27 protein-coding genes are annotated in these 24,591 nt (G+C 59.5%); 17 read left to right on the top strand and 10 right to left on the bottom strand.

Annotated features, from left to right (window positions below):
• Window position 1: 1 nt before the first annotated feature.
• From ASC97_RS11985 to ASC97_RS11960, 6 genes are read right to left on the bottom strand one after another with little or no spacing between them, the layout of a single operon-like run.
• Entirely contained in the window at window positions 2-1,636 is a 1,635-nt protein-coding gene (locus ASC97_RS11985; protein ID WP_057468567.1) for an NTP transferase domain-containing protein, read from the bottom strand.
• Entirely contained in the window at window positions 1,633-2,340 is a 708-nt protein-coding gene (locus tag ASC97_RS11980) for an XdhC family protein (RefSeq protein ID WP_057468566.1), read from the bottom strand. Before ASC97_RS11980 ends, ASC97_RS11985 begins: the two co-directional genes overlap by 4 nt.
• The gene (locus ASC97_RS11975) at window positions 2,340-2,669 is read right to left on the bottom strand and encodes an XdhC family protein (RefSeq protein ID WP_057468565.1); all 330 of its coding nucleotides are present in this window, start codon (window positions 2,667-2,669) and stop codon (window positions 2,340-2,342) included. The genes ASC97_RS11980 and ASC97_RS11975 overlap by 1 nt, the downstream gene beginning before the upstream one ends.
• A complete protein-coding gene (locus ASC97_RS11970; protein ID WP_057468564.1) occupies window positions 2,666-3,928 on the bottom strand; it encodes a vWA domain-containing protein in 1,263 nt (420 codons plus the stop codon). Before ASC97_RS11970 ends, ASC97_RS11975 begins: the two co-directional genes overlap by 4 nt.
• A 2-nt stretch (window positions 3,929-3,930) precedes the next feature.
• Window positions 3,931-4,860 carry an AAA family ATPase gene (locus tag ASC97_RS11965; RefSeq protein ID WP_057468563.1) on the bottom strand — a complete coding sequence of 310 codons (930 nt, stop codon included), beginning with the start codon at window positions 4,858-4,860 and terminating at the stop codon, window positions 3,931-3,933.
• A gap of 21 nt (window positions 4,861-4,881) precedes the next feature.
• Window positions 4,882-5,376 (bottom strand): flavin reductase, encoded by a 495-nt coding sequence (locus tag ASC97_RS11960; protein WP_057468562.1) that lies wholly within the window; start codon window positions 5,374-5,376, stop codon window positions 4,882-4,884.
• 169 nt (window positions 5,377-5,545) lie between these two features.
• Between ASC97_RS11960 and ASC97_RS11955 the strand changes: the two genes are divergently transcribed.
• The 4 genes from ASC97_RS11955 (at window position 5,546) to purB (ending at window position 9,225) form a co-directional block, all read left to right on the top strand.
• Window positions 5,546-6,628: a branched-chain amino acid ABC transporter substrate-binding protein gene (locus ASC97_RS11955; protein WP_057468561.1), complete on the top strand. Its 1,083-nt coding sequence runs from the start codon at window positions 5,546-5,548 to the stop codon at window positions 6,626-6,628.
• Window positions 6,629-6,665: 37 nt separating this feature from the next.
• A complete protein-coding gene (gene rpe / locus ASC97_RS11950; RefSeq protein WP_057468560.1) occupies window positions 6,666-7,343 on the top strand; it encodes a ribulose-phosphate 3-epimerase in 678 nt (225 codons plus the stop codon).
• A gap of 19 nt (window positions 7,344-7,362) precedes the next feature.
• A complete protein-coding gene (locus tag ASC97_RS11945) occupies window positions 7,363-7,854 on the top strand; it encodes a hypothetical protein (RefSeq protein ID WP_057468559.1) in 492 nt (163 codons plus the stop codon).
• Window positions 7,855-7,917: 63 nt separating this feature from the next.
• Window positions 7,918-9,225: an adenylosuccinate lyase gene (gene purB, locus ASC97_RS11940; protein WP_057468558.1), complete on the top strand. Its 1,308-nt coding sequence runs from the start codon at window positions 7,918-7,920 to the stop codon at window positions 9,223-9,225.
• Window positions 9,226-9,248: 23 nt separating this feature from the next.
• On the opposite strand, the gene ASC97_RS11935 is transcribed toward purB, so the two are convergent.
• Entirely contained in the window at window positions 9,249-9,746 is a 498-nt protein-coding gene (locus tag ASC97_RS11935; RefSeq protein WP_057468557.1) for a low affinity iron permease family protein, read from the bottom strand.
• Window positions 9,747-9,820: 74 nt separating this feature from the next.
• Window positions 9,821-10,624: a DUF2189 domain-containing protein gene (locus ASC97_RS11930; protein ID WP_057468556.1), complete on the bottom strand. Its 804-nt coding sequence runs from the start codon at window positions 10,622-10,624 to the stop codon at window positions 9,821-9,823.
• A gap of 158 nt (window positions 10,625-10,782) precedes the next feature.
• Here ASC97_RS11930 and ASC97_RS11925 point away from each other — a divergent pair, with 158 nt between their 5' ends.
• Window positions 10,783-11,337 (top strand): RBBP9/YdeN family alpha/beta hydrolase, encoded by a 555-nt coding sequence (locus ASC97_RS11925; protein ID WP_057469329.1) that lies wholly within the window; start codon window positions 10,783-10,785, stop codon window positions 11,335-11,337.
• A 586-nt stretch (window positions 11,338-11,923) separates the two neighbouring features.
• Window positions 11,924-12,196 (top strand): hypothetical protein, encoded by a 273-nt coding sequence (locus tag ASC97_RS11920; RefSeq protein WP_057468555.1) that lies wholly within the window; start codon window positions 11,924-11,926, stop codon window positions 12,194-12,196.
• A 76-nt stretch (window positions 12,197-12,272) separates the two neighbouring features.
• Here the strand turns inward: ASC97_RS11920 and ASC97_RS11915 are convergent, their stop codons facing one another.
• A complete protein-coding gene (locus tag ASC97_RS11915) occupies window positions 12,273-12,617 on the bottom strand; it encodes a hypothetical protein (protein ID WP_244481450.1) in 345 nt (114 codons plus the stop codon).
• Window positions 12,618-13,150: 533 nt separating this feature from the next.
• Here ASC97_RS11915 and ASC97_RS11910 point away from each other — a divergent pair.
• From ASC97_RS11910 to ASC97_RS11885, 6 genes are all read left to right on the top strand, one after another.
• The gene (locus tag ASC97_RS11910; protein WP_057468553.1) at window positions 13,151-15,445 is read left to right on the top strand and encodes a putative bifunctional diguanylate cyclase/phosphodiesterase; all 2,295 of its coding nucleotides are present in this window, start codon (window positions 13,151-13,153) and stop codon (window positions 15,443-15,445) included.
• Window positions 15,446-15,673: 228 nt separating this feature from the next.
• On the top strand, window positions 15,674-16,438 hold the full coding sequence (purC, locus tag ASC97_RS11905) for a phosphoribosylaminoimidazolesuccinocarboxamide synthase (RefSeq protein ID WP_037061342.1): 765 nt from the start codon (window positions 15,674-15,676) through the stop codon (window positions 16,436-16,438).
• A gap of 30 nt (window positions 16,439-16,468) precedes the next feature.
• Entirely contained in the window at window positions 16,469-16,711 is a 243-nt protein-coding gene (gene purS, locus ASC97_RS11900; protein WP_057468552.1) for a phosphoribosylformylglycinamidine synthase subunit PurS, read from the top strand.
• Window positions 16,712-16,729: 18 nt separating this feature from the next.
• Window positions 16,730-16,987, top strand: coding sequence for a hypothetical protein (locus tag ASC97_RS11895; RefSeq protein ID WP_057468551.1), 258 nt, complete (start codon window positions 16,730-16,732; stop codon window positions 16,985-16,987).
• Window positions 16,984-17,655: a phosphoribosylformylglycinamidine synthase subunit PurQ gene (gene purQ / locus ASC97_RS11890; RefSeq protein ID WP_057468550.1), complete on the top strand. Its 672-nt coding sequence runs from the start codon at window positions 16,984-16,986 to the stop codon at window positions 17,653-17,655. The genes ASC97_RS11895 and purQ overlap by 4 nt, the downstream gene beginning before the upstream one ends.
• 52 nt (window positions 17,656-17,707) lie before the next feature.
• Window positions 17,708-18,106 carry a hypothetical protein gene (locus tag ASC97_RS11885; RefSeq protein WP_057468549.1) on the top strand — a complete coding sequence of 133 codons (399 nt, stop codon included), beginning with the start codon at window positions 17,708-17,710 and terminating at the stop codon, window positions 18,104-18,106.
• Here the strand turns inward: ASC97_RS11885 and ASC97_RS11880 are convergent, their stop codons facing one another.
• Window positions 18,107-18,364 (bottom strand): DUF1127 domain-containing protein, encoded by a 258-nt coding sequence (locus ASC97_RS11880; RefSeq protein WP_057468548.1) that lies wholly within the window; start codon window positions 18,362-18,364, stop codon window positions 18,107-18,109.
• A 79-nt stretch (window positions 18,365-18,443) separates the two neighbouring features.
• Here ASC97_RS11880 and ASC97_RS11875 point away from each other — a divergent pair, with 79 nt between their 5' ends.
• From ASC97_RS11875 to ASC97_RS11855, 5 genes are all read left to right on the top strand, one after another.
• Window positions 18,444-19,862: an aminotransferase-like domain-containing protein gene (locus ASC97_RS11875; protein WP_057468547.1), complete on the top strand. Its 1,419-nt coding sequence runs from the start codon at window positions 18,444-18,446 to the stop codon at window positions 19,860-19,862.
• Window positions 19,863-20,070: 208 nt separating this feature from the next.
• Window positions 20,071-22,305 (top strand): phosphoribosylformylglycinamidine synthase subunit PurL, encoded by a 2,235-nt coding sequence (gene purL, locus ASC97_RS11870; protein WP_057468546.1) that lies wholly within the window; start codon window positions 20,071-20,073, stop codon window positions 22,303-22,305.
• 19 nt (window positions 22,306-22,324) lie between these two features.
• Entirely contained in the window at window positions 22,325-22,558 is a 234-nt protein-coding gene (locus tag ASC97_RS11865; protein ID WP_037061327.1) for a BolA/IbaG family iron-sulfur metabolism protein, read from the top strand.
• Between the two features lie 315 nt (window positions 22,559-22,873).
• Window positions 22,874-23,209 carry a Grx4 family monothiol glutaredoxin gene (grxD, locus tag ASC97_RS11860; RefSeq protein WP_057468545.1) on the top strand — a complete coding sequence of 112 codons (336 nt, stop codon included), beginning with the start codon at window positions 22,874-22,876 and terminating at the stop codon, window positions 23,207-23,209.
• Between the two features lie 142 nt (window positions 23,210-23,351).
• The gene (locus ASC97_RS11855; protein WP_057468544.1) at window positions 23,352-24,557 is read left to right on the top strand and encodes a multidrug effflux MFS transporter; all 1,206 of its coding nucleotides are present in this window, start codon (window positions 23,352-23,354) and stop codon (window positions 24,555-24,557) included.
• Window positions 24,558-24,591: the final 34 nt, after the last annotated feature.

Genomic DNA, 24,591 nt, shown 5'->3' with positions numbered 1-24,591 from the left:
GCTATTCCTTCAATATGCCGCCCGCTGCGATCACCGCCTCCGGCGTATCGACATCCAGATGCGCGCTGTCCCCGATGTCAACATCCACAACCGGCAATCCCGCTGTTTCGACGATGTGGCGTGCACCGACATCCCCCTCCAGGCGCATCACTGCGTCGTACAGCTGTCTTGGCAGAATGACCGGATTGCCGCGTTTGCCGCGCGAAACAGCCCGCACGACGGCTTGGCCATGCGCCTGCCGGAAGCCTTCCATCAAGGCGTCGAGATCGGCAGTGGATACGCCGGGCATATCGGCCAGCATCACCAGGATGCCGTCCGCCTGACTTGCTGCTTCCGACAAGAATCCGGCCACCAGCGACGATGCCATGCCGGATGCAAAATCCGGGTTGTGAACGATGGCCAGCTCCAATCCGGAGAGAACGGCCTCTATCTCCAAATGCCGATGCCCTGTGACGACACTCACCGACGATACACCACTGTCGATCGCCGCAAGCGCGCAGCGCCTCACCAGCGGCACGCCATCGAACTCCGCAAGCAGCTTGTGCGCCCCGCCCTCTCCCATCCGGGTCGCCTTTCCGGCAGCAAGGATCAGAGCAGCGATCTTTGCCGGACGGCCCGGGTGTTTTTCCGCATCGCGAAGGTGCGGGCGGGATTGTATTTCCATCAGGAGGCCTCCGACGCCCATACCGCTGATATCGAGCGCATCGGGCCGCTCGCCGGCCAGAATGCGATCGAGCACCCAATCGAAACCGTTTTCCTTGGGACTGCGGGCACAACCGGGGGCGCCGATGACAGGAATATCGCCGACCCGACCAAGCACGAGCAGGTTGCCGGGATCGACCGGCATGCCGACCTGTATGACCTCGCCGCCCGCCCGCCGGATGGCGGCCGGGATGACATCCTCCCCATCAATCACTGCTGACGCGCCGAAGAGAACAATCAGTCTCGGGTCCCTCCCTTGGGCATCGGCCGCCTTGCGGATGGCCGCCGCGACCGGTTCCACGCGATGCGCAACGCGCTCTTCCCGCGCAAGCCGGCTGTCCGACGCTGTAAGCCGCCGCATTAGGAGGCGCGCGGTCTTATCCATCACCGCGGTCTTGAGCGAGGGTAGTTCGGTCGCAATCAACCAAACCGAATGCATTGCAAATGGCTTGACCTCGAAGACGGTCTCGGCCTGCAACGCCTCGCACGCGATCTCGACTTTGTCGCCGGGCACGGCGAGCGGAATGATCTTGAATGTCGCGACCATGTCGCCGCTTTTCACCGGCACGTGGTCTGCAAGGCAGGCAAGCGTAATGCCGGCGTCGACCCTGTTCAATCGATCGACAGCATGCCGATTGACGACGAAGAGACCCTCAGTCGTGGAGTAGACGTTGACCCGCCCCGTCGCGGCCTCCGAAAAACGCATATGATCGCAAGCGATGGCATTTGCCAGCCGCCGTGCAGCTTCGTCCTCGCCAATGTCGCCAGGGTCGAGACGAGCCGCGATTACGCTGGCAACACCGGCGGCCCGCAGTCTGGCGATATCTGCACGCTGCAGCCTGTGACCCTTCGCAAGCGTCCCATCAGGCAGTTTCACGGCATGGGCAAGGACGACATCCTCTGCATCCTCGACGGTGAACTCTCCGAACTTCATCTGATGTCACCGTATGGTGACGATAGATGCCGCGATCGCAGGGACTGCACGATCTCCGCAAGGATGGCGACGGCGATCTCCGCGGGGTTCGCCGCGCCGATGGCAAGCCCAATGGGCGCATGTATCCTGTCGAGCGCCCCTTCGGAGATGCGCTGGTTGCGGAGCCGCTCAAGGCGCGCAGCATGCGTTTTGCGGCTGCCGAGCGCGCCGACATAGAAACAGCCGGCCTGCAACGCCTCCCCGATCGGCAAATCGTCGATCTTCGGATCGTGCGTGACAGCGACAAGCGCCGTGTAGGCGTCCAGCGGCCGATCCGCGAGTGCGTCGACCGGCCAGTCGGTGGTAAGGTCGACACCTTCGAAACGTTCCGGCGTCGCAAACGCGGTTCTTGGATCGATGACCCGAACGTCAAAGCCCGCGAGGGCTGCCATCTTCGCAAGAACCTGGCTGATGTGGACGGCGCCGACAATCACAATATGCGCGGGCGGCAAATGGACGTTGATGAAGTATCTCCGTCCTCCCGCCTCGACGAGATTCGCTTTTCCCGAGCGGAAGGCGGCCTCAACCGCGAGCTTGAGCGAGGTGCCCGGATCGTCTCCCTCCAATGCAACCGTATCCCGACCGCCGTCGAGATCGGTGATCAGCGCAACGGCCCTGCGGTCGCGGCGAGCTTCATTGAGACGTGCAAGACTGGCCGCATCCATCAGTCGAGCCTTTCAACATACACACGGATTCGTCCCCCGCAGGAAAGGCCCACGCGCCATGCGGTCTCGTCAGCGACGCCGAACTCGAGCATTTTTCCCTTGCCATCGGCAATCACATCAAGCGCCTCGGCGATAACCGCACCTTCGACACAGCCGCCCGAGACGGATCCTTCGAAGTTGCCGTCGCGGTCGACAACAAGATGGCTCCCAACAGGACGTGGCGCCGACCCCCAGGTCTCGACGACCGTGGCGATCGCCACATCGCGCCCGCTTTTCTTCCAAGCCTCCGCCGCCATCAATGGATCGAGGCCCAAGAGATCGTCTGTCATGCGCCACCTTTTAGCATGTCAAGGTACCGGCGTGGATCGTGCGCACTCGATCGGTTCGCGCCGAGCGCTGCTGCGAGATCGCCGAGAGATGACAGGTTGTGAACCGGACGGAACTCGTCGACATGCGGCAGCATGGCACGAACACCGCGTGCCCGCGGCTCGAAGCCATCGAAGCGAAGCAGGGGGTTGAGCCAAATGAGCCGCCGGCAGGATCGGTGCAGGCGGTCCATCTCCATGGAAAGCAATTCCGTTCCTTCGCGCTCCAGACCGTCAGTGATCAAAAGGACCACGGCGCCCTGCCCCAGCACTCTGCGCGCCCACAAGCGATTGAATTCCTTCAGTGTCTCGCCGATGCGTGTCCCACCCGACCAATCCTTCACCGCGGCTGCGCATTCGTCCATCGCCTCGTCCGGATCCTTGTGGCGCATTTGGCGACTGACATTGGTGAGGCGGGTTCCGAAAAGGAAGGTATGAACATGCCGCCTTTTCTCTGTGAGGACATGCAGGAAGTGCAGGAAAATTCGTGTGTATTGGCTCATGGAGCCCGAGATATCGGCAAGCACGACCAATGGCGGCTGGATTTCCCGCACCTCGCGATAACGAGGCAGGATCAGCGCGCCGCCGTTGCGCAAAGCAGCCCGCATCGTCGCACGGGGATCGATGTCGGCATGCCTGTGAGAGAGCTTGAAGCGGCGCGTGCGAACCCTGTCGAGGGGTAGCTGCAATCCGGCGAGTGCCTTCTTGGCGGCAGCAATTTCGAGAGCGGACATCTGCGCAAAGTCCATTCGGCGGAAGACTTCGCTGCCGGACATGGTGAAGCGCGCATCGATTTCCACATCAGGCTCTTCGCGCGGCGGCCGATTATCCTGCCGCTCACCGAGAAGCGCATCGCTCGCCCGGCTTTCGCCGGGTCTCGCCTTCTCCTTCTCACGCGTATCCGGCGCACGCGGAGACATCAGTGCAATCATCTTTTCGACGAGATTGCGCGAGCGCCAGAACAGCCGGAACGCTTCATCGAAAACAGCCTTGTCCTCGTGGCGTTTCACGAAGACGGCAAAGAGCGCGGCCTGAAATTCCTCTCGCGAACCGACGCCGATCATTTCGACTGCCGCGATCGCATCGGCGATGGCACCCGGGCCAATCTTCAGCCCGGCCTTTCGAAGCGTTCGGCCAAAGAACACGATGTTGTCGGCGAAGCGACCGTCTCCCGGCGGCTGGGGCGGAAGGACATTGCCACCGTGTCCGCTTGCCGCTTGCATGGCTAACCTGCCGCCTGCAGTTCGTTCTTCACGTCTGCGAGCACCTTCGAGCCTTCGCCTCCCTGTATCCTGGCTATGTCGTCCTGGTATTTGAGAAGAGTTCCAATCGTGTCCGATATCGTTTCCGGGTCGAGCGCCAGGCGGTCCAGTTCAGTCAGCGCCGTTGCCCAGTCGATGGTCTCGGCGACCCCCGGATTTTTGAAGAGGTCGAGCGTGCGAAGCTTTTGCACGTAGGCCACGATCTGGGCGGAGAGCGCTTCACTGCAGTTCGGCACCTTCCGCCGGATGATCTCGAGCTCCTGGCTCGCATCCGGGTAATCCACCCAATGGTAGAGACAGCGCCGCTTCAGTGCGTCGTGCACCTCACGCGTTCTGTTCGTGGTGATGATGACGATCGGCGGCTCGGCGGCCTTGATCGTGCCGAGCTCCGGGATCGTCACCTGGAAATCGGAAAGCACTTCCAGCAGATAAGCCTCGAATGCTTCGTCCGTCCTGTCCAGTTCATCGATCAGAAAGACAGGTGACTTTCCCTGCGTCGACGACAACGCCTGCAGGACAGGCCGCCGGATGAGGTAGCGCTCGGAGAAGATATCGGATTCGATCCTGTCCCGATCCCTGATACCTGATGCTTCTGCCAGCCTGATCTCCAGCATCTGCGCCGGATAATTCCACTCGTAGACCGCAGATGCGATGTCGAGCCCTTCGTAGCACTGGAGGCGGATCAAAGGGCGGTCCAGTGCCTTTGCAAGCACCTTTGCGATTTCGGTCTTCCCGACACCGGCCTCACCCTCGAGAAAGAGGGGGCGTTTCATTTTCAATGCGAGGAAGATCACCGTGGCAAGCGCTCGCCCCGAGAGATAGTTCTGATCGCCGAGCATGTCGATCGTCTCGTCGATCGATGACGGCAGCGACGGATGAACTTGCTCAGCCATGCTTCCTCCCTTTTCAGGAGGTTATAGCGTGTGATAGTCGCGGTTCATATAGAGAAGCGCGGGCTTCGCCTCATCAAAACGCACGGCAACCACTTCGCCGAAAATGATGTGATGGGTGGTCATTTCCTTGATTTCAGTCACGCGGCAATCGAAGGAGGCAAGCGCATCGTGGAGGACGGGTGCTCCGGTCACGAGCTTGTCGAATTTGCCCGTGGCAAAGCGCTCTTCATTGCTGAGCAGTGTGCGGCCGGAGAATGCGTCCGCCAAGGCCTGGTGATGAGCGCCCAACGTATTCAGCGCGAAAATGCCGCTCCGAAAGAAGATATCGTTCTTCGGATTGCTGTTGTTGAGGCATACGAGCACCGTCGCCGGATTGTCGGACACCGAGCAGGCGGCGGTGATCGTAACGCCGCGCTGCTGATCACCGATGGCCGTCGTGACAAGCTGAACGTGTCCGCCAAAGCGGCTCATCGCGTTTCGGTAAAGGCCCGGATCGATCGGTTGTCTATTTAACAAAAACACTCTCCCCCGGCTTGGCCGGCTCGTAACTATCCCACTATATGAAGGCGATCGGTTACCTTTTCTACAAACACCGTGCGAAAAGCCATGAAATCGTGCGTTTTTCTTTGACGATCGACACCGTACGGATAAAAGAGCAGGACAAACCGAGGGGCGTGCATCGTTTATGAATATCTCGCGTGGCTTAGGACTTCTGCCGATGCTGCTTCTGGCAGCGGGCGAATGCCATGCAGCCGGCGTGACGATCGGCGTCGTAGCTCCGCAGGACGGCAATTTCGCCGCCCTGGGCGCACAAATCTCCGCAGGTGCCGGCGCAAGGATTGCAAAAGACGGCAATACGATCGTCTCGGTCAATGAAACCTGTGAGGAAAACAGCGGCGCCGCGATCGCGGATGCTCTCATCGCGGCGAAGGTGCAAGTGGCCGTCGGTTTCCTCTGCAGCGAAACGCTCGAAGGGGCGCTTCCAAAGCTGAAGGACGCCAACATCCCCGCCATTACCGTGTCCGTGCGCTCCCGCATCCTCATGGAGGACGCGGCGAAGAACGGATGGCCGCTTTTTCGTATGGCTCCCGCCGATACGGCCGAAGCTGCGCGTATAATCGAGATCATACTGCGAGATTGGGCATCCGACCCGATCGCCCTGGTGGAAGACGGAACGATCCACGGCCGCGAATTGACCGAGGCAATCCGCAACGCGCTTGAGGAAAAGGGCCTGAAACCCGTCTTCACCGATACGTACCGTCCCGGCCAGGAACAGCAGGTCGCCCTTGTCCGGCGCCTTAAGAAGGCCGGTGCCGCGAAAGTGTTCGTCGGCGGCGACAGAAGTGATGTCGCCATCATCGCACGCGATGCCAAAGCGGAAAAAATCCAGCTGGATCTGCTTGGCGGTGACGCCATGCGTGCGGCAGACCAACCTCTCGCCCTCGCCGACGGTACACTTTCCGTGACGCTGCCCGAATATGCAGCGCGCCCGGAAGCGGCGTCGGCTGTGGCTGAGCTTCGCGCTGGCGGTGTCGAACCGGAGGGCTATGTCCTCCCGGCCTATGCCGCCGTCGAGATTGCAGCCAAGGCCGCGCAGGATGCCGCGACCGACGATAGACCGGTCGCTCAGCACCTCGGCGGCATGCCCTTCGATACTGTAATCGGTCGGATCGCATTCGATGCCGGCCATGAACTGGCCGACAACCCTTACCAGCTGTTGCAATGGCGTGCGGGCGCATTCGTTGCGCCGGGTGGACCGATGCGGTAACGCATGCCGGCTCAGGCGACTTTAACGGAGACACACGATGACTAAGCCCATACGTATTGCGCCATCCGTTCTGGCGGCGGACTTCGCCAGGCTTGGACAGGAAGTTCGCGACGTGACGGCAGCCGGAGCCGACTGGATCCACCTCGACGTGATGGACGGGCATTTTGTTCCCAACATCTCCTTCGGTCCCGATGTGATCAAGTCGCTGCGCACCTACACGGATGCCACGTTCGATTGCCATCTGATGATTGCGCCCGTCGATCCCTACCTCGAAGCATTCGCCAAGGCAGGCTGCGACCGAATCACCGTTCATGCCGAGGCTGGCCCGCATCTTCATCGTTCACTGCAGACCATCCGGAACCTCGGGAAAAAGGTGGGCGTCACGCTCAATCCGGCAACGCCGCTCTCCGTGATCGAGAACGTCCTTGATGACATCGACCTCATCCTCATCATGTCGGTAAACCCCGGTTTCGGCGGCCAGAAGTTCATCCCGGCGATGGCGGACAAGATCGCAGCGGCAAGGTCCCTCATCGGAGACAGGCCGATAGACCTCGAAGTCGACGGCGGCGTGACGGTCGATACCGCGCCGCTGATTGGCAAGGCCGGTGCCAACGTGCTGGTCGCCGGATCGGCGATTTTCAAGGGCGGTTCTGTAGAAGCGTACAAGTCGGCAATCGACGCCCTGCGCGGCGCCGCAGAGGGCCGGTCCGAGTGATGGCGAAAGCGGCCCGCCTTTGAACTCGGAGAGGCTCAAGGCAGCGTGGCCGCCCTACCCCGACCTGCTTGCCGGCGCCCCGCTTTGGGGCGCCCAGATGCTGCTTTCGGCATTGGTTGCACTTTACCTGCGCAACAGAATGGCGACGGCGCATGTGGACGATCTCGCGATCCTCTATTTTGCGGGCGGCTCACTCGCCTGGCCGTTCGTGCTTCCGCTTGGCCGCTTCCTTGCGCACCGGAGGTCGATCGAAACGCGTTTCGCAGCCTTCTTCGTCACGCTCGCTGCCGGAACGATCCTGATGACAGCGTTTCTGTTCGCCATGGACTATCGCCTCTTCTACGCACGCTGGCATGCGCCTCCCGGCACGATCACATGGGCGTTTCAGTTTCTTTTCACCGGTGCCAGCGCTGCCTATCAGTTCTCGGTGCTGGGTTTGCGGCTGTTCCTGCCCCTCGGTCTCGTATGTCTTTTGGCAACGAGTTTTGCGCTTGCGAAACGCATGCGTTGAGATTGCCGCCCGTCTTTGCTACAGGGGCGCCAGAATTCCTTTTGTGAACGAAAGCAGGAAGCCATGATCCCGCGCTACTCCCGACCCGAAATGGTCGCCATCTGGTCGCCCGAAACCAAGTTTCGCATCTGGTTCGAGATTGAAGCTCACGCGTGTGACGCGCTCGCCGAACTGGGCGTCATTCCGAAGTCGGCCGCCAAGACGATCTGGGAAAAAGGCGGTGCCGCGACCTTCGACGTCGCCCGCATCGACGAAATCGAAGCCGTCACCAAGCATGACGTCATTGCCTTCCTCACGCATCTGGCCGAGATCGTCGGCCCTGACGCACGCTTCGTCCATCAAGGCATGACGTCGTCAGACGTGCTTGACACCTGCTTCAACGTACAGCTGGTTCGGGCGACCGACATCCTGATCGCCGATATCGACAAGCTGTTGGAAGCGCTGAAGCGCCGCGCCTTCGAGCATAAGGACACCATAACGATCGGCCGTTCGCACGGTATCCACGCGGAGCCGATCACCTTCGGCGTGAAGATGGCGCTCGCATATGCCGAATTCGAACGCTGCCGGCAGCGCCTTGTGGCCGCCCGCGAGGAAGTCGCCACCTGCGCCATATCCGGCGCCGTCGGTACTTTCGCCAACATCGATCCGCGCGTCGAGGAGCATGTTGCTTCAGCCCTGGGACTGAAGCCGGAGCCGGTCTCGACCCAGGTCATCCCGCGCGATCGCCATGCAATGTATTTCGCAACGCTCGGCGTCGTGGCATCCTCCATCGAGCGCCTCTCCACCGAAATCCGCCATCTGCAGCGTACGGAAGTCCTGGAAGCCGAGGAATATTTCTCGCCTGGCCAGAAGGGCTCCTCGGCGATGCCGCACAAGCGCAATCCGGTGCTCACGGAAAACCTGACGGGTCTGGCCCGCATGGTGCGCTCCTACGCTGTACCGGCCATGGAAAACGTTGCGCTCTGGCACGAGCGCGATATTTCCCATTCGTCGGTCGAACGCATGATCGGACCGGACGGCACCATTACGCTTGATTTTGCACTTGCCCGCCTGACCGGTGTTATCGACAAGCTGCTCGTCTACCCCGAAAACATGATGAACAATCTGAATAAGTTCCGCGGACTTGTTCACTCGCAGCGCGTTTTGCTTGCCCTTACGCAAGCCGGTGTGTCGCGAGAGGATTCCTATCGCCTCGTGCAGCGCAACGCGATGAAGGTGTGGGAACAGGGCAAGGACTTTCTGGAAGAGCTGCTGGCCGACGCCGAGGTGCGCGCAGCGCTTTCCGAAGAAGCGATCCGGGAGAAATTCGATCTCGGTTATCACACCAAGCACGTCGACACGATTTTCAGGCGCGTTTTCGGCAACGCCTGACCATGACGCCTGACATAAGGCGTTCACCTTTCGGACGGCGCCCCTCGTGGCGCCGTTTTGCGTTTCTGCTTGGGTGCTTTAGCGGTGGCTCTTTTGCGCGTATCGGCTGCTGCATTCTTGGCGGTCGTGGTCACTGACGCATCCTGAGGCTCGCGCCGGCGTCGGCCCTTCGCCGCCTTGGCAACCAGTTGGTCAAGATGCTTCAGATCCTCCTCATCCAGGTTTTCGATACCTATGAAGCGATTTTCGGCATGGCTCGTCAAAATGAGCTCGTCGAGCTTGGCCTGAATGGCGCGAGTATCCCGCGTTTGCGCATTCTGGAGGACGAAGACCATCAGAAACGTAATGATCGTCGTCCCGGTGTTGATGACAAGCTGCCAGGTCTCCGAAAAATCGAAAATGGGGCCGGTAACCGCCCAGGCCAGAACCAGAGCGACCGCAAGCACGAATGTGACCGGTTTGCCCGCCCATTCCGATGCCCCGGTCGCGAAACGAGTGAATAGATGGGCTGCCGTGGCCATGAACGCCTCCCTCAAAGCTGCACAAGTGAAACTCCGAGGCAGGCGCTAGGTTCCCGGGGCTGACACCAACGGTATCAAACCACCGGTGGAGCAATCAGTTTCCGGTAAAGATGCCAGGTGGAATGACCAAGGATCGGGATGACGAGCGCGAGACCGATGAACACCGGTATCGTTCCGACGACCAGCGACACGGCAACGATAAGCCCCCAGCAGAAAACGGGTATCGGGTTGGTGATCGTGGCGCGAACCGACGCTTCCATCGCTGCAACGAGCCCTACATCCCGATCAAGCAGGATCGGAAACGTGACCACGGTGGTCGCAAGAACGATGATCGCAAAGCCGAGACCGAGCAGATTACCCCAGAAGATCAGTTGCATGCCTTGCGGCGTGCTGAACACCTCGGACGTAAACGCGGAAATCGACCTCGGAAAAACATCGCCGAAGACATTCGCATACAGCGTCTGCGCTGCAACGAGCCAAACGACGAAAAAGGCGAAAAGCATGAGGCCGCCGGTGACGATCGACGGAAATGCCGGCGACCGGGTCACCTCCAATGCGTGCGTCCAGGATGTGTCCATTCCCGCTTCCCGACGGCGGCTGATCTCATAGAGACCGATCGCGGCGATCGGGCCAATCAAGGCGAAGCCGGCCACCAGAGGAAAGATCATTGGCAGCAGATTCGCGCTGGACGTGGCGAGCGCCAGAAAAACGCCTGCGATCGGATACATCAGGCATAGGAACACATAATGTGACGGCTTTTCCCGAAAATCATCAAAACCGCGCCGAAGCGCGTCGAAAACATCTGCAATGCTGATCTTATTGACGACCGGGCGCGCATAGGCCTCGCCTGCGCCGGACATGACATGGAATGCCGTCATTGCTTTCTCCTCCTCAGCCAAGCTGGCCGGCGGCGAACGGCATCGGCGTAAGCCGACACGAAAACGCAACCGGCACTGGAGGAAGCATAACAAAAATCGGCGCTGCTGTCCTGCTTTCCCTTGACTTTGCCATCAAGCTTTCTCACATCGGCGGCACTATGAAAGCTTCAGACGCCGATATCCTCATTATTCCCGGTTACACCAATTCCGGTCCAGACCATTGGCAAAGCCGCTGGCAGGCAAAACTCAGCACAGCCCGCCGCGTCGAACAGGCCGAATGGGCCAAGCCTGTTCGTGACGATTGGGTGACAAGGATTGCCGAGGAGGTGAATGCGTCGACACGCCCGGTCGTACTAGTGGCGCATTCGCTCGGCGTGCCATCCGTCATTCACGCCATCCCGCATTTTCGCAACAAGATTGCGGGCGCTTTCTTCGTGGCACCGCCCGACGTTGCCAACCCCGGCATACGCCCCCGGCATCTGATGACCTTCGGTCCCTACCCGCGCGAGCCGCTGCCATTCCCGACGATCACAGTCGCCAGCCGCAACGATCCCTTCGGAACCTATGAGCACGCCGACGATATCGCTGCAAGCTGGGGTTCGCTTCTGGTCGATGCAGGAGAATCCGGCCACATCAACGCCGCGTCGGGCCATGGACCATGGCCCGAGGGCACGATGGTGTTCGCACAATTCCTCAGCCGCCTGAACCCGTAGCCGTCGCTACATCGCCATACGCGAGCATCTGTCCGCTTCGGTTTGCAGGGCGGTTTTCAGTCTAGTCGCCCTCGCCACGAATACAGAAGACGCCGGCCAGACCGATCAGCACGATGCACTGCATGATGAACATGGGCCAGTCCTGAGCCATTGTTCTTCCTCCCTGTGGTATATGTAGGGCAAGGCCGCCAAGTGGGACCTGCCAGACATAAGAATAAACGCGTTTGGAACCAATCGGGGCTTCCGGCGTTTTATTGTCGCAACGCATGCCCCAAACAAACGTTGCGCACGGCTGCATAGCCCCTCTTTTGCAGCCCAAAGGCCCGGTGCTCGCCCTAGCACCGGGCACTTTTCATTTATGGAACAATGTCGCTCGATCGTCATTGTTGTCGCAGCGGCGTTTTCCTGTAGCGCTGCTCGGTCGGCAGTCGACCTCAACTTGCCGGCGGGAAAATAGAGCCCGGTGTCGGTATTTCGGCACCGGGCTCGCTTACTTTGCCGATGGGGTCGCAATGCCCGAATCCCCGCGATGGAACAAAAGCTCCCCTATGGATTTAATATTCCAGAGCAACACGGAGGAATCCTGATGACTTACGATCCCAACAGAGAGCCTGACCTTCGCACCACCCCGCCGGTAACTCGGCGCGGCAGCATGTGGGGAACATGGATCGCCGTCGCTGCGGTTATCCTGGTGGCCGCTTTTGCCTGGATGCAATGGGGAGGTTCGACCGGAACCGACCCTGAAACCACGGCATCGACGAAACCCCCGATTACGCAACCGGCTCCCGAGCCGATGACGCCGGCCACGCCGCCCGCTTCAGCTCCGGCTGCACCGTCGGATGGCGGAACAAAGCCGTAACCTTCTTAGAAACGATACAAAAACGGTAGGGCGGTACGAAGCCGCCTTGCCAGATCAATCCTGCCTGGGGCACAACTCACCCGAGAGTTGAGACCGCATGGACCGTCATGTCATCGCTGACCTCGTAAAACTTGTTCCCATCGATGTAGATGAAGTGGCAGCTTGGCTTCTCACCTTTGCCATTCGAGCAAGCTTGATCTCCTTTGAACGTAAGTTTGGTTTTCACGTCCACCATTTTGCCGTCGACTTTGGCCTTCCCGGTGATGGTACCTTTCTTCCAGCTCCACACCAGATCGGCGATCACCGGCTTTCCAAGATCGAAAATCTCGACCTTGACATGCTTGCCGTCAGCAAAGGATTTGAACTCTTCAATCGTCGCCTTCCTGGCACCCGCCGGAAGGTCCTCGGCATAGGCGTTCACGCACGATAATAGGAACGCCAGTGTACCGATGCCCGAAAGTATCCTTCTCACAACGGGTTCCTCCTTCGTTTTAGTAATAACTAAATTACAATTCATCGACAGACATCACAACCAAGAGCGCCTACCTTCTTGTGATGAGCTACGGGCTTTTTCCCTCTATCGAAGTGAAGCAATACACGTTGACGCCATGCGGCAAATCTCGTGGTGTTCACCGTCATTCGCTGTGTGTACATCACCTTTTCGGGCATCGGGCATCCCGAAGGACGTTCAAGGCACCTGGTGCCGGGACATGTCGCCAAGGGTTGCACGACGCGGTGGTAAAAACGGCCGACAAAGTGGTGGATCGATCGACCATCGACGCAGAGCGCTTTGCCAAAAGATGCAAAGAATAACGGAAACAAAGCGGTAATGGAAAATGGCAACGCGCGCAAACCAAGGAAATTACAACCACGCAAAATTAGCTATACCAAAATTAATGCCAATTTAATTCAAGAAAAGCACACTGACACGCGCTAGCCGAGCGAGTGTGCAAATTGAAACAGACGAAGCCGGACCATCTGGTCATTTCAAAAGACAGTGCCGCGGATGCCGACACCCGGAACGCGGCGCAGGGAGCGGCGACAACTGAACTCGTGCAACGAGAGAGCCGTTGGAACTACGCTCTCGTCGGTTCGGGCCTGGGAGTTTGGGATCACAATCTTCGCCTCGGCACGCGATACTATTCCAATACATGGAAAGCCATACGCGGCATGGCTCCCGAGGAGGAAGCGGATGGCGACTACCAGGCGTGGATCGCACTGATCCATCCGGACGACCGGGATTTCGTTGTAGAGGCGATCGAACGTCAGAATGCCGGCGATCCGAACTATCAGGTCTTCGAATACCGGGAACGCCACAAGGACGGCCGTTGGGTCTGGATCGAATGCCGGGGCGCCTGCGTCGAATGGGACGACCAAGGCGCACCAGCGCGATTGGTCGGCACGGATACCGATATAACCGCGCGCAAGGCAGCCGAGGAGCGGCTGTCTCACATGTCACGACGACTTGACCTTGCCCTCGATATCTCGAACATCGGCGTATTCGAAGCTGACATCGACGCCGGTACCGTTGAGTGGGACGCTCGCCTGATTGCAATATACGGCATAGAGCAGCCTACGCTGAAGTCTGCGGGCGACGCATGGTCCAAAGCGCTCCACCCCGACGATCGGGAACGCGTGCTTGCCACGATCGCAGAGAACGTCGAGCGGAATAGCGGTTTCCAGCACGAATTTCGCATTATCCGTGGCGACGGCGCCGAACGCGTCATCCGTGCGAAGAGCGCGTTTTTCGTCGATGGCGATGGCCGCCGCAAGCTGATCGGCGCCAATTGGGACGTGACGGAAGAAGCCCTTCTGAACGCGGAACTACAACGCGCCAAAGACCTTGCCGAAGCCCGCAACCTTGATCTCGAGGCCGCCAAGGAGAACATCGAGCATCTTGCACTCCACGACTATCTCACTGGATTGCCAAACCGTCGCTATCTCGACCGCATGCTCGACGAATACTCCGCGCGATGCCGCCGCGACAACCTGACGCTGGCGGTCCTTCATATTGATCTGGACCGGTTCAAGCAGATCAACGACACGCTCGGCCACCGCGCAGGCGACGCGATGCTGCAACACGCGGCGACGGTCCTCAAGGCAAACGTACGCGCGAACGATTTTGTCGCGCGCATCGGCGGCGACGAGTTCGTCGTCCTGTGCACCATCGACGTCACGCCCAAGAAAATATCGAACCTCGCGGAGCGAATCATCCGCGAGCTTTGCCGCCCCATTCGCTACGAAAATCACGACTGCCGCTTCGGAGCGAGCATCGGTATTGCCACCGGCAGTGGCTCGGCTCTCGACGGGAAACAACTGCTCTTGAACGCGGATATTGCGCTCTATCGTGCAAAGAGCGGCGGGCGGAACCGTCACGAATTCTTTTCCACCGACGCCCGCCGCCGCATCATTGCCAGCAAGCGCCTCGCGGACGATATTCTCCTCGGGCTCGAACGGCGGGAATTCGTGCCATTCTACCAGCCGCAGTTTCATGCCCGCACGCTCGATGTTGCCGGCGTCGAGACCCTCGCCCGCTGGCAGCATCGCGAACGCGGCTTGATGACGCCCGACAAATTCCTGGCAATTGCCGAGGATATCAACGTCGTCGCCACGATCGACGGCCTCATTCTCGAACAAGCTTTGGCGGACAGGGACCGGTGGGAAAGCGAAGGCATTGTCATTCCGAAGATCGCAGTCAACGTCTCGTCTCGTCGCCTCGACGATCCCAATCTTGGGAAGAAGCTTCGCGCACTGAAGATCGCGCCGGGAACGGTCGCATTCGAGCTGCTTGAATCGATATCGCTCGATGATTGCGACGACGCGGTGATCGCAAACTTGCGGCAGTTGCGCAGGCTGGGAATCGATATCGAAATCGACGATTTCGGAACCGGACACGCGTCGATCGTCAGCCTTTTGAAGCTCAGCCCCAGAACATTGAAGATCGACAGGGAACTCGTGCGGATGGTGCCGCATTCGTCGGGGCAACGGAAGCTGGTGCGCTCCATCATCGAAATCGGGCGATCCCTGAACATTCTCGTCACCGCCGAAGGCGTCGAAACGATGGACCACGTCCGCATTCTCGCCGATCTGGGCTGCGATATGCTGCAGGGCTACGCGCTTGCCCGGCCGATGCCGGCGTTGCAAATCCCCGCTTTCGTGCGTGCCGCCGGTTGGCGGCAGACCGAAGCAGAGGACCGCGGTCCGCAAGTCGAGCATCACAAGCCGCTCAAAGGCTACGTCTCCAAATAAATAGTTGCAAAACGGGATCGGACGCGGCCTGTCGTTCCGTTATCGCGCAAAACCCTGTAAAATAGTTACGTGAAGCCCTTCGATTCTCTTGGCGGCGCTCCGGATAATCCGGAATCCGGGGAAGGAGTGACAGGCGGATTGTGAAACCCTCGCTTTTCCTTTAAGGGGACGCCACGAGATCGATCCACTCGCGCTATCCCAGAGCGCCAACGACAGAGAACAATCGCAATGAACCGTCGCCGCCGTATTTACGAGGGCAAGGCAAAGATTCTGTATGAGGGACCCGAACCGGGCACACTGATCCAGTTCTTCAAGGACGATGCCACCGCCTTCAACAAGAAAAAGCACGAAGTCATCGATGGCAAGGGCGTTCTGAACAACCGCATTTGCGAATTCATTTTCAATCATCTGAACAAGATCGGCATTCCGACCCATTTCATCCGCCGGCTTAACATGCGCGAGCAGTTGATCCGCGAAGTGGAGATGATCCCGCTTGAAATCGTCGTGCGCAACGTCGCCGCTGGCTCGCTGGCCAAGCGCCTCGGCATCGAGGAAGGCGTGGTTCTGCCGCGCTCGATCATCGAGTTCTACTACAAGTCGGACGCGCTCGAGGATCCGATGGTTTCCGAAGAGCACATTACGGCTTTCGGCTGGGCCAACCCCGCCGAGCTCGATGACATCATGGCGCTGGCGATCCGCGTCAACGACTTCATGACCGGTCTTTTCCTCGGCGTCGGCATTCAGCTCGTCGACTTCAAGATCGAATGTGGGCGCCTTTACGAAGGCGACATGATGCGCATCATCCTCGCCGACGAAATTTCGCCGGACTCCTGCCGCCTCTGGGATATCGACACTCAGGAAAAGATGGACAAGGACCGCTTCCGGCGCGATCTGGGCGGGCTTCTCGAAGCCTATTCGGAAGTCGCGCGCCGCCTCGGGATCATCAACGAGAACGAGCCCGTGCGCGGCACTGGCCCTGTTCTCGTGAAGTAAAACATTCGGTTAGAAGACAGGGAAGACAAAGTGATCAAGGCTCGTGTAACCGTCACGCTGAAGAACGGCGTTCTCGATCCGCAGGGCAAGGCAATCGAAGGCGCGCTTGGCGCGCTCGGCTTCGACGGCGTCGGCCATGTCCGCCAGGGCAAGGTATTCGACGTCGAACTCGAAGGAGCCGACAAGGCGATCGCCGAAAGCAACCTCAAGGCAATGTGCGAGAAACTCCTCGCCAACACCGTTATCGAGAATTATAGTATTTCTCTCGACTGAAGGTTGTGGAAATGTGCGATGGCCGCAGTGACGCAAGACTTGATGTATGAGCTGCTGAAGCGCATGCACTCCGACATTTCGGGGCTGAAGCAAGGCCAGAGCGAAATCAAGGCCGAGCTAAATGCGATACGCGGCACGATGATCTCGATGCAACAGGACACTCACAATATCTACAGCGTGCTCAGTCGGCATGACGACCGACTGGAACGCATAGAAAACCGTCTCGAACTTCGAGAACTGGCAGAAGCACAAGCAAGGTTTGAACCGCACCCATGAAATCAGCCGTCGTTCAGCTCCCGGGCCTCAATCGCGATCGCGACATGATCGCTGCGCTTACCAAGATCTCAGGCAAGGCACCTGTGACGATCTGGCAGACGGAAACGCAAATTCCTGATGTCGACCTGATCGTCATTCCAGGCGGCTTCTCCTATGGCGATTACCTGCGTTGTGGAGCAATTGCGGCGCGGATGCCAGTGATGCAGGCGATCATCGAGAAGGCCAACAAAGGCGTAAAGGTTCTTGGTGTCTGCAATGGCTTTCAGATCCTTGTCGAGGCGGGCCTCCTGCCAGGCGCTCTGATGCGCAACGCATCGTTGAAGTTCGTCTGCCGCGAAATCAAGCTTGAGGTGGTGAACGCCGACACCGACTTCACCCGGGCCTACGGCAAGGGTCAGGTCATCCGCTGCCCGGTTGCCCACCATGACGGGAACTATTTCGCCGACGCCGAGACACTGGCCGCGATCGAAAGCAACGGACAGGTGGTTTTCCGCTACGCCGAGGGCACCAATCCGAATGGATCGATCAATGATATTGCCGCTGTCATGAACGAAAAGGGCAATGTTCTCGGGATGATGCCGCACCCCGAAAACCTGATCGAGGCTGCGCACGGCGGCTCCGACGGTCGCGGTCTCTTCGCTTCGGCGCTTGACGTAATCGCTGCTTAACCCTTTCCCGCGTATGAGGCCACTCATCCGGTCCAATGGAGCTAAGATATCGATGCGCCCTCGCCTCGCTGTACTACGTGTTTTCGCGCTCGCCGCCACAGCGGCGCTTGTCGCCTCTTGCCAGTCGAAGCCCTCCGTTCGCGCTCCGGATCGAAGCGCGCTGTCGACGATGGAACGCGTGGCGGTATCGGCAAATTCCTGCTGGTTCAAATCGCGTGATGCGGCTTTTGCGGCTTACAAGCTCGCGCCGGAGCTCAATTCCTTCTCGGGCCGGCCGCGTATTCTCGTCGTCCACGAAGGCAGCCCGGAAAGCAGACCGCTGCTCGTTGTTCAGGCGGAAGGCAACCCCTCCAAGCTCGATGCCTTTGGGCCGATGATGCAATCGCCGCTTGGACCGCGCATCGCGCAAGATGTCACGCGTTGGGCGTCAGGCAGCAAGAGCTGCAGCTGATCAATCCCAGAAGAACGACTTGCTTGCCTCCTTGCGTGCCTCCTTGCGCGTGAGACCGATGTCGAGCAGTTCCGTATCCGTCAGGTTTCTCAACGCCCTGCGTGTCTCGCGTTTCTGATGCCATTGCACCAGATGGCGCCACCAGAGGCCGCGACGTCGCTGCAGACCCGACAGAATATGTCGAATGGCCACCTGACGCGCTTGTTTTTGCGTCGGGAGACATGTGTTTGCATTGTTGACACCTGGTGCGACAGACATTTCGATTCCAATCTCTCATTGTATCCATTGCACTGATACTATTGACATCGAGACAGTGACAATCTAGGAAATTGTCATCATGACAAATTGGCTTCCCGATGTTACCCGTGGTTCCGGTCCCGTCTATCTAAGGCTTGCGGACAGTATCGAATCCGCCATTGCGAGCGGTACGCTGCCCGCAGGCAGTAAGCTTCCGCCGCAACGCAATCTGGCCTACGACATTGGCGTGACAATCGGCACAATCGGCCGAGCCTATGCGCTGGTGCACGAACGCGGACTGGTCGCCGGTGAAGTCGGGCGCGGCACCTATGTCCTGGACCGAGCCGACGCCGCACCCGGCAATCAGGCGGATCCTTTGACCATCGCCCTGGGCGGTACCCGGACAATCGACGCACCGCCGAACAAAGTTCGCTTCGACACGACAGCGGCACCCGATCTTGGCCAGGGAAAGATCATCGGGCGCATTCTCGCTGAGATCGGCGAGCAGCATTTGTCAGAAATATCGTCCTATTCCAGGGTCTTTCCGAAGAATTGGTACGAGGCCGGTCGACGCTGGCTCGCCCGAAACGACTGGATGCCGGAGGCGGAAAACATCGTTCCGACCCTCGGGGCTCACGCAGCGGCCATCGCCGTCATCTCCGCGGTGTCGTCGCCTGGTGACAAGATCGTCTTCGAAACGCTGAGCTACACGCAGGTGAGCCGCAGTGCACGCATTCTCGGTCGCCGCACCATCACAGTCGACTCGGACGAGAACGGTATCATTCCGGAGGATTTCGAGAGGTTATGTCATCAGCAGCATCCAAAGCTGGCATTTCTGATGCCGACCGCCCACAATCCGACGCTGGCGACCATGCCGCACGAACGTCGGGTGAAAGTCGCCGAGATCGCGCGGCGCCATGGCGTCTGGCTGATAGAAGATGACCTTTACGGTGGCATGACCAGTGACGAGAACCCTCTGCTTGCCTCACTGGCGCCGGATCGGACCTTTTTGATCAGCGGCCTGTCGAAGGCGGTTGCTGCCGGTGTCCGCGGTGGTTGGGTCGCCTGCCCGCCGCATTTTGCCCAGCGGATCAAGGTAACGCACAAGATGATCACCGGCGGGCTGCCCTTCATCCTCGCCGAGGCGTGCGCGCGCCTGGTCGAAAGCGGTCAGGCGCATGAAATCCGCAAGACGATAATCGCCGAATTGAACATCCGCGAGCAGATGTCCCGAGAGAAGCTCAACGGATTCGATTTCGTGTCGCATCCGCACGTTCCGTTCCTGTGGTTGAAGCTGCCGGACCCCTGGCTTTCCGGAACCTTCAAGAATGCAGCATTCCGCGACGGTGTCCTGATCGACGACGAAGACGAGTTCAAGGCGGCGCGGACTGACAAGGTGTATCACCGTGTACGTATCAGCTTTTCCTCTCCGAAGAGCAGAGAGGAACTGGCGGCAGGCTTCATGACGCTCCGGCGCTTGCTCGAAAGCGGCGGCTCCGGGTACGACGGCGAAATCTGAAATTGTTGCCGATCGGCAGCATTCCGGAAAATCTGAAAATCCCAACGACTGGACGGCCCGAACAACAGCATGACCCGCGCGGGCATGGCAACGAAATTGCTTCTCCCGACCCGCGGCCTGTTAACAGCGGGCATTTTCCTGTCGCGCGTTTCGTAGACTTAGGCTAAAGACACCGAAATCGCGCAACGGCAGGGACTTCCGAGAGCTCATGACCATTTCCAATACCCGCCCGATCACCCCCGAACTGATCGCCGCCCACGGCCTGAAGCCGGACGAATACCAGCGGATACTGGATCTGATCGGCCGCGAGCCGACCTTTACCGAACTCGGCATCTTCTCGGCGATGTGGAACGAACACTGCTCCTACAAATCCTCCAAGAAGTGGCTTCGCACGCTGCCGACCAAAGGTCCGCGCGTCATCCAGGGACCGGGAGAAAACGCCGGCGTTGTGGATATCGATGACGGCGATTGCGTCGTCTTCAAGATGGAAAGCCACAACCACCCCTCTTACATCGAGCCCTACCAGGGTGCTGCGACAGGCGTTGGCGGCATTCTGCGTGACGTCTTCACCATGGGCGCGCGCCCCATCGCGGCGATGAACGCACTTCGCTTCGGCGAGCCTGATCATCCCAAAACCCGTCACCTGGTTTCCGGCGTTGTTTCCGGAGTTGGCGGCTATGGTAATTCCTTCGGCGTCCCAACGGTCGGCGGCGAAGTCGAGTTTGACGCGCGCTACAACGGCAACATCCTTGTCAACGCTTTCGCGGCAGGTCTTGCCAAGTCGAACGCGATCTTCCTGTCCGAGGCCAAGGGCGTCGGTCTTCCGGTCGTCTATCTCGGTGCCAAGACCGGCCGCGACGGCGTCGGCGGCGCCACCATGGCGTCTGCAGAGTTCGACGAATCCATCGAAGAGAAGCGCCCGACCGTGCAGGTAGGCGACCCCTTCACCGAAAAGTGCCTCCTCGAAGCCTGCCTTGAACTGATGCAGACCGGTGCCGTCATCGCGATCCAGGACATGGGTGCTGCCGGCCTCACCTGCTCGGCGGTGGAAATGGGCGCCAAGGGCGACCTCGGCATCTTGCTGGATCTCGACAAGGTCCCGGTCCGCGAGGACGAGATGACCGCCTACGAGATGATGTTGTCGGAAAGCCAGGAGCGAATGCTTATGGTTCTCGAGCCGGAAAAGGAAGCCGTCGCGAAGGCGATCTTCGTCAAGTGGGGCCTTGATTTCGCAATCGTGGGCAAAACGACCGATGACCTGCGCTTCCGCATCGTGCACCAGGGCGTCGAAGTTGCGAACCTGCCGATCAAGGATCTCGGCGACCAGGCTCCGGAATATGACAGGCCGTGGCGCGAGCCGGACAAGCGCGCGGCACTCCCCGCCCACCTCGTTGCCGAACCGGCCGACTACGGCCAGGCGCTGCTGCAGCTCGTCGGTTCTCCGAACCAGTCGAGCCGCCGATGGGTCTACGAGCAGTATGACACGCTGATCCAGGGAAACTCGCTGCAGCTGCCGGGCGGCGACGCCGGAGTGGTCCGCGTCGAAAACCATCCGACGAAAGCACTGGCTTTCTCTTCCGACGTTACGCCGCGCTACGTGGAAGCCGACCCGTTCGAAGGCGGCAAGCAAGCGGTGGCAGAGTGCTGGCGCAACATCACGGCGACCGGCGCGGAGCCCCTCGCTGCGACCGACAACCTCAACTTCGGCAACCCGGAAAAGCCGGAAATCATGGGCCAGTTCGTCCATGCGGTGAAGGGTATCGGCGAGGCCTGCCGCGCGCTTGATTTCCCGATCGTTTCCGGCAATGTCTCGCTCTACAACGAGACCAATGGCGTTGCGATCCTTCCGACCCCGACGATTGCCGGCGTTGGCCTTCTCTCCGACTGGAAGAAGATGACCCGCATTGGCAGCGCCGCCAATGGCGACAAGGTGATCATGATCGGCACCGACGGCAGCCATCTGGGCTCCTCGATCTACGTCCGCGATATCCTCGGCAGCACCGACGGTCCGGCACCCGAAGTGGACCTGTTCGCGGAACGCCGCAACGGCGACTTCGTGCGCTCGGTCATCCGCAACGGCCAGGCAACCGCCTGCCATGACATCTCCTCCGGCGGGCTTGCCCTCACGCTTGCAGAGATGGTTATGGCATCAGGCAAGGGCCTCAAGATCGACCTGCGCGAAGGCAAAGGTGCCCCCCATGCACTTCTCTTCGGCGAAGACCAGGCCCGCTATGTGCTCGCCCTGCCCGCCGATGTCGCCGACTTCGTCTGTGCCAATGCCGAAGGTGCTGGCGTACCCTTCCGCCGTCTCGGCACCGTCGAAGGCGAAAATCTCATCGTCGACGATCTGCTTTCGCTGCCGATTCAGCAATTGCGCAACGCCCATGAATCATGGTTCCCTGAATACATGGAAGGCCGCGGCACGCTCGCTGCCGCGGAATAATGCGCAAGGAGTACCGATCATGCCTATGAAACCTGGTGATATCGAAGACATGATCAAAGCCGGAATTCCCGGTGCCAAGGTGACCATTCGAGACCTCGCTGGCGATGGCGATCATTATGCTGCCGAAGTCGTTGCCGAAGCATTCCGCGGCAAGAGCCGCGTGCAGCAGCATCAGATGGTCTACGAGGCACTGAAGGGAAATATGGGCGGAATATTGCATGCCTTGGCGCTGCAGACATCCGCTCCCGAGTAGTGACGAGACAGAGAGCCGCCCGGTGAACCGCCGGGCGGCTTGATTCTGACTGATGTGAAACAACGATAACGATCACGCGCTCGTTTGTTCAGCGGTCGCGCGGATATCCGACAAACCGCGTATCCTGATCTGTTATTCGAGCAACCGATACCGGCCCGCTGCGCCCGTAACGGATAGGCAACAGCCTGCGAGATCGCATGGGCCATTGGGCGTTTTTTTGGTTGCACCCGCTGGAATTCCGCCCATCACATGCTATCTAAGCTTAACGATTGAAACGGCGGGCCTTTAACCCGCCTGTTGAAAGGATTAGGTCCCATGAGCGGTATCAACGAATTCATCGACAACGAAATCAAGACCAACGACGTCGTCCTTTTCATGAAGGGAACGCCGCAGTTCCCCCAGTGTGGGTTCTCCGGCCAGGTCGTTCAGATCCTCGATTACATCGGCGTCGATTACAAGGGCATCAATGTGCTTGCTGATTCGGAAATCCGCCAGGGCATCAAGGATTACTCCAACTGGCCGACGATCCCCCAGCTCTACGTGAAGGGTGAGTTCATCGGCGGCTGCGACATCATCAGGGAAATGTTCCAGGCTGGTGAATTGCAGCAGCACCTGCAGGAAAACGGCGTCACCGTTCGCGGCGCCGCCTGACCTGACCGGTCACCGGGCGTCCGTCCGGTTTCCAAATCTGCATTTCGAGTCCGAGGCGCTGTGCTGAACAGCGCCTTGGCCTGTTTATGGGAATTTCATTGTGACAGATTCTTCACAAGCCGTGCACGCGGGCAGATTGCCCATGGGCAAAGGTGAGTTCATTGCGCTTGCCGCTTTCCTGATGGCGGTCAACTCGCTCGCGATCGACATCATGCTCCCCGCCCTTCAGCAAATCGGCGCAAGCCTGGGCGTGGAAAGCGAAAATCACCGGCAGTTCGTCGTCTCGACTTATCTCCTCGGATTCGGCGCGGCGCAGCTCTTCTATGGTCCGCTTTCGGATCGCTTCGGCCGTCGCATTCCGCTTCTGATCGGCCTTGTCATCTACATCTGTTCCGCCCTTGGCATTGCCTTGGTCCCATCTTTCGCGGGTCTCCTCATTCTCCGTTTCGTTCAGGGCATCGGTTCGGCCGCAACCCGCGTCATCACCATCTCCATCGTCCGCGACGTCTACGGCGGCAGGCAGATGGCGGAGGTCATGTCTCTGATCATGATGGTCTTCATGATCGTTCCGGTCATAGCGCCCGGCAGCGGCCAGATCATCATGTTCTTCGGCAGCTGGCATTTGATATTCGTATTCATCGCTGCAATGGCTGCACTTATTGCGATTTGGGCTTACATCCGTTTGCCCGAAACGCTCCACGCCGCCAACGTCCGTCCCTTCACGGCCCGCGCTGTCATCGGCGGATTCAAGCTGGTTCTGACCAATCGCATCGCACTCTGCTATACGATTGCCACCACCTTCATATTCGGCTCGTTGTTCGGATTCATCAATTCCGCCCAGCAGATCTACGTCGGAATCTACGATCTCGGCGTCTATTTCCCATTCGCCTTCGCTGGCGTAGCGATCTTCATGTCGCTGTCGTCTTTCCTGAATTCGCGCCTTGTCGGCAGGTTCGGAATGAGGCGTCTCTCGCACGGGGCGTTGCTGGGCTTCATCACCATCAACACCATCTGGCTGGTGGCCCTTCTCGTCGGCCCGCACCCGATGCCGTTCCCGTTCTTCATCGGGTTCTTCGGCCTCGCGATGTTCCAATTCGGCTGGATCGGCTCGAATTTCAACTCGCTGGCAATGGAGCCACTCGGTCACGTGGCTGGCACCGCCTCCTCCGTGCTCGGCTTCATGAGCACCGTCGGGGGCGCTCTTATCGGCGCCGGTATTGGCCAGGCATTCAATGGAACGGCGCTGCCGATGGTCGCAGGCTATTTCACCGTGTCGATCATCGGCCTCCTCTTCGTTTTGATAGCCGAAAAGGGCCGTCTCTTTCAGCCGCACAATCCGTCTGTTTGAATGATTGACGCAATTTCATACCCAGGATCTTCAT

It is taken from the genome of Rhizobium sp. Root1203 (assembly GCF_001424945.1).
Taxonomy (GTDB): Bacteria; Pseudomonadota; Alphaproteobacteria; order Rhizobiales; family Rhizobiaceae; genus Rhizobium.
Note: the sequence above shows the minus strand (reverse complement) of the source record. Positions and strands in the feature narration are given on the sequence as shown.

Excerpts from the sequence above, each read along its gene's own strand:
- ASC97_RS11985 (WP_057468567.1), bottom strand. The coding sequence starts at position 1,636 with ATGAAGTTCGGAGAGTTCACCGTCGAGGATGCAGAGGATGTCGTCCTT.
- ASC97_RS11980 (WP_057468566.1), bottom strand. The coding sequence starts at position 2,340 with ATGGATGCGGCCAGTCTTGCACGTCTCAATGAAGCTCGCCGCGACCGC.
- ASC97_RS11975 (WP_057468565.1), bottom strand. The coding sequence starts at position 2,669 with ATGACAGACGATCTCTTGGGCCTCGATCCATTGATGGCGGCGGAGGCT.
- ASC97_RS11970 (WP_057468564.1), bottom strand. The coding sequence starts at position 3,928 with ATGCAAGCGGCAAGCGGACACGGTGGCAATGTCCTTCCGCCCCAGCCG.
- ASC97_RS11965 (WP_057468563.1), bottom strand. The coding sequence starts at position 4,860 with ATGGCTGAGCAAGTTCATCCGTCGCTGCCGTCATCGATCGACGAGACG.
- ASC97_RS11955 (WP_057468561.1), top strand. The coding sequence starts at position 5,546 with ATGAATATCTCGCGTGGCTTAGGACTTCTGCCGATGCTGCTTCTGGCA.
- rpe (WP_057468560.1), top strand. The coding sequence starts at position 6,666 with ATGACTAAGCCCATACGTATTGCGCCATCCGTTCTGGCGGCGGACTTC.
- purB (WP_057468558.1), top strand. The coding sequence starts at position 7,918 with ATGATCCCGCGCTACTCCCGACCCGAAATGGTCGCCATCTGGTCGCCC.
- ASC97_RS11935 (WP_057468557.1), bottom strand. The coding sequence starts at position 9,746 with ATGGCCACGGCAGCCCATCTATTCACTCGTTTCGCGACCGGGGCATCG.
- ASC97_RS11930 (WP_057468556.1), bottom strand. The coding sequence starts at position 10,624 with ATGACGGCATTCCATGTCATGTCCGGCGCAGGCGAGGCCTATGCGCGC.
- ASC97_RS11925 (WP_057469329.1), top strand. The coding sequence starts at position 10,783 with ATGAAAGCTTCAGACGCCGATATCCTCATTATTCCCGGTTACACCAAT.
- ASC97_RS11920 (WP_057468555.1), top strand. The coding sequence starts at position 11,924 with ATGACTTACGATCCCAACAGAGAGCCTGACCTTCGCACCACCCCGCCG.
- purC (WP_037061342.1), top strand. The coding sequence starts at position 15,674 with ATGAACCGTCGCCGCCGTATTTACGAGGGCAAGGCAAAGATTCTGTAT.
- ASC97_RS11895 (WP_057468551.1), top strand. The coding sequence starts at position 16,730 with ATGGCCGCAGTGACGCAAGACTTGATGTATGAGCTGCTGAAGCGCATG.
- purQ (WP_057468550.1), top strand. The coding sequence starts at position 16,984 with ATGAAATCAGCCGTCGTTCAGCTCCCGGGCCTCAATCGCGATCGCGAC.
- ASC97_RS11885 (WP_057468549.1), top strand. The coding sequence starts at position 17,708 with ATGCGCCCTCGCCTCGCTGTACTACGTGTTTTCGCGCTCGCCGCCACA.
- ASC97_RS11880 (WP_057468548.1), bottom strand. The coding sequence starts at position 18,364 with ATGTCTGTCGCACCAGGTGTCAACAATGCAAACACATGTCTCCCGACG.
- ASC97_RS11875 (WP_057468547.1), top strand. The coding sequence starts at position 18,444 with ATGACAAATTGGCTTCCCGATGTTACCCGTGGTTCCGGTCCCGTCTAT.
- purL (WP_057468546.1), top strand. The coding sequence starts at position 20,071 with ATGACCATTTCCAATACCCGCCCGATCACCCCCGAACTGATCGCCGCC.
- ASC97_RS11865 (WP_037061327.1), top strand. The coding sequence starts at position 22,325 with ATGCCTATGAAACCTGGTGATATCGAAGACATGATCAAAGCCGGAATT.
- grxD (WP_057468545.1), top strand. The coding sequence starts at position 22,874 with ATGAGCGGTATCAACGAATTCATCGACAACGAAATCAAGACCAACGAC.
- ASC97_RS11855 (WP_057468544.1), top strand. The coding sequence starts at position 23,352 with ATGGGCAAAGGTGAGTTCATTGCGCTTGCCGCTTTCCTGATGGCGGTC.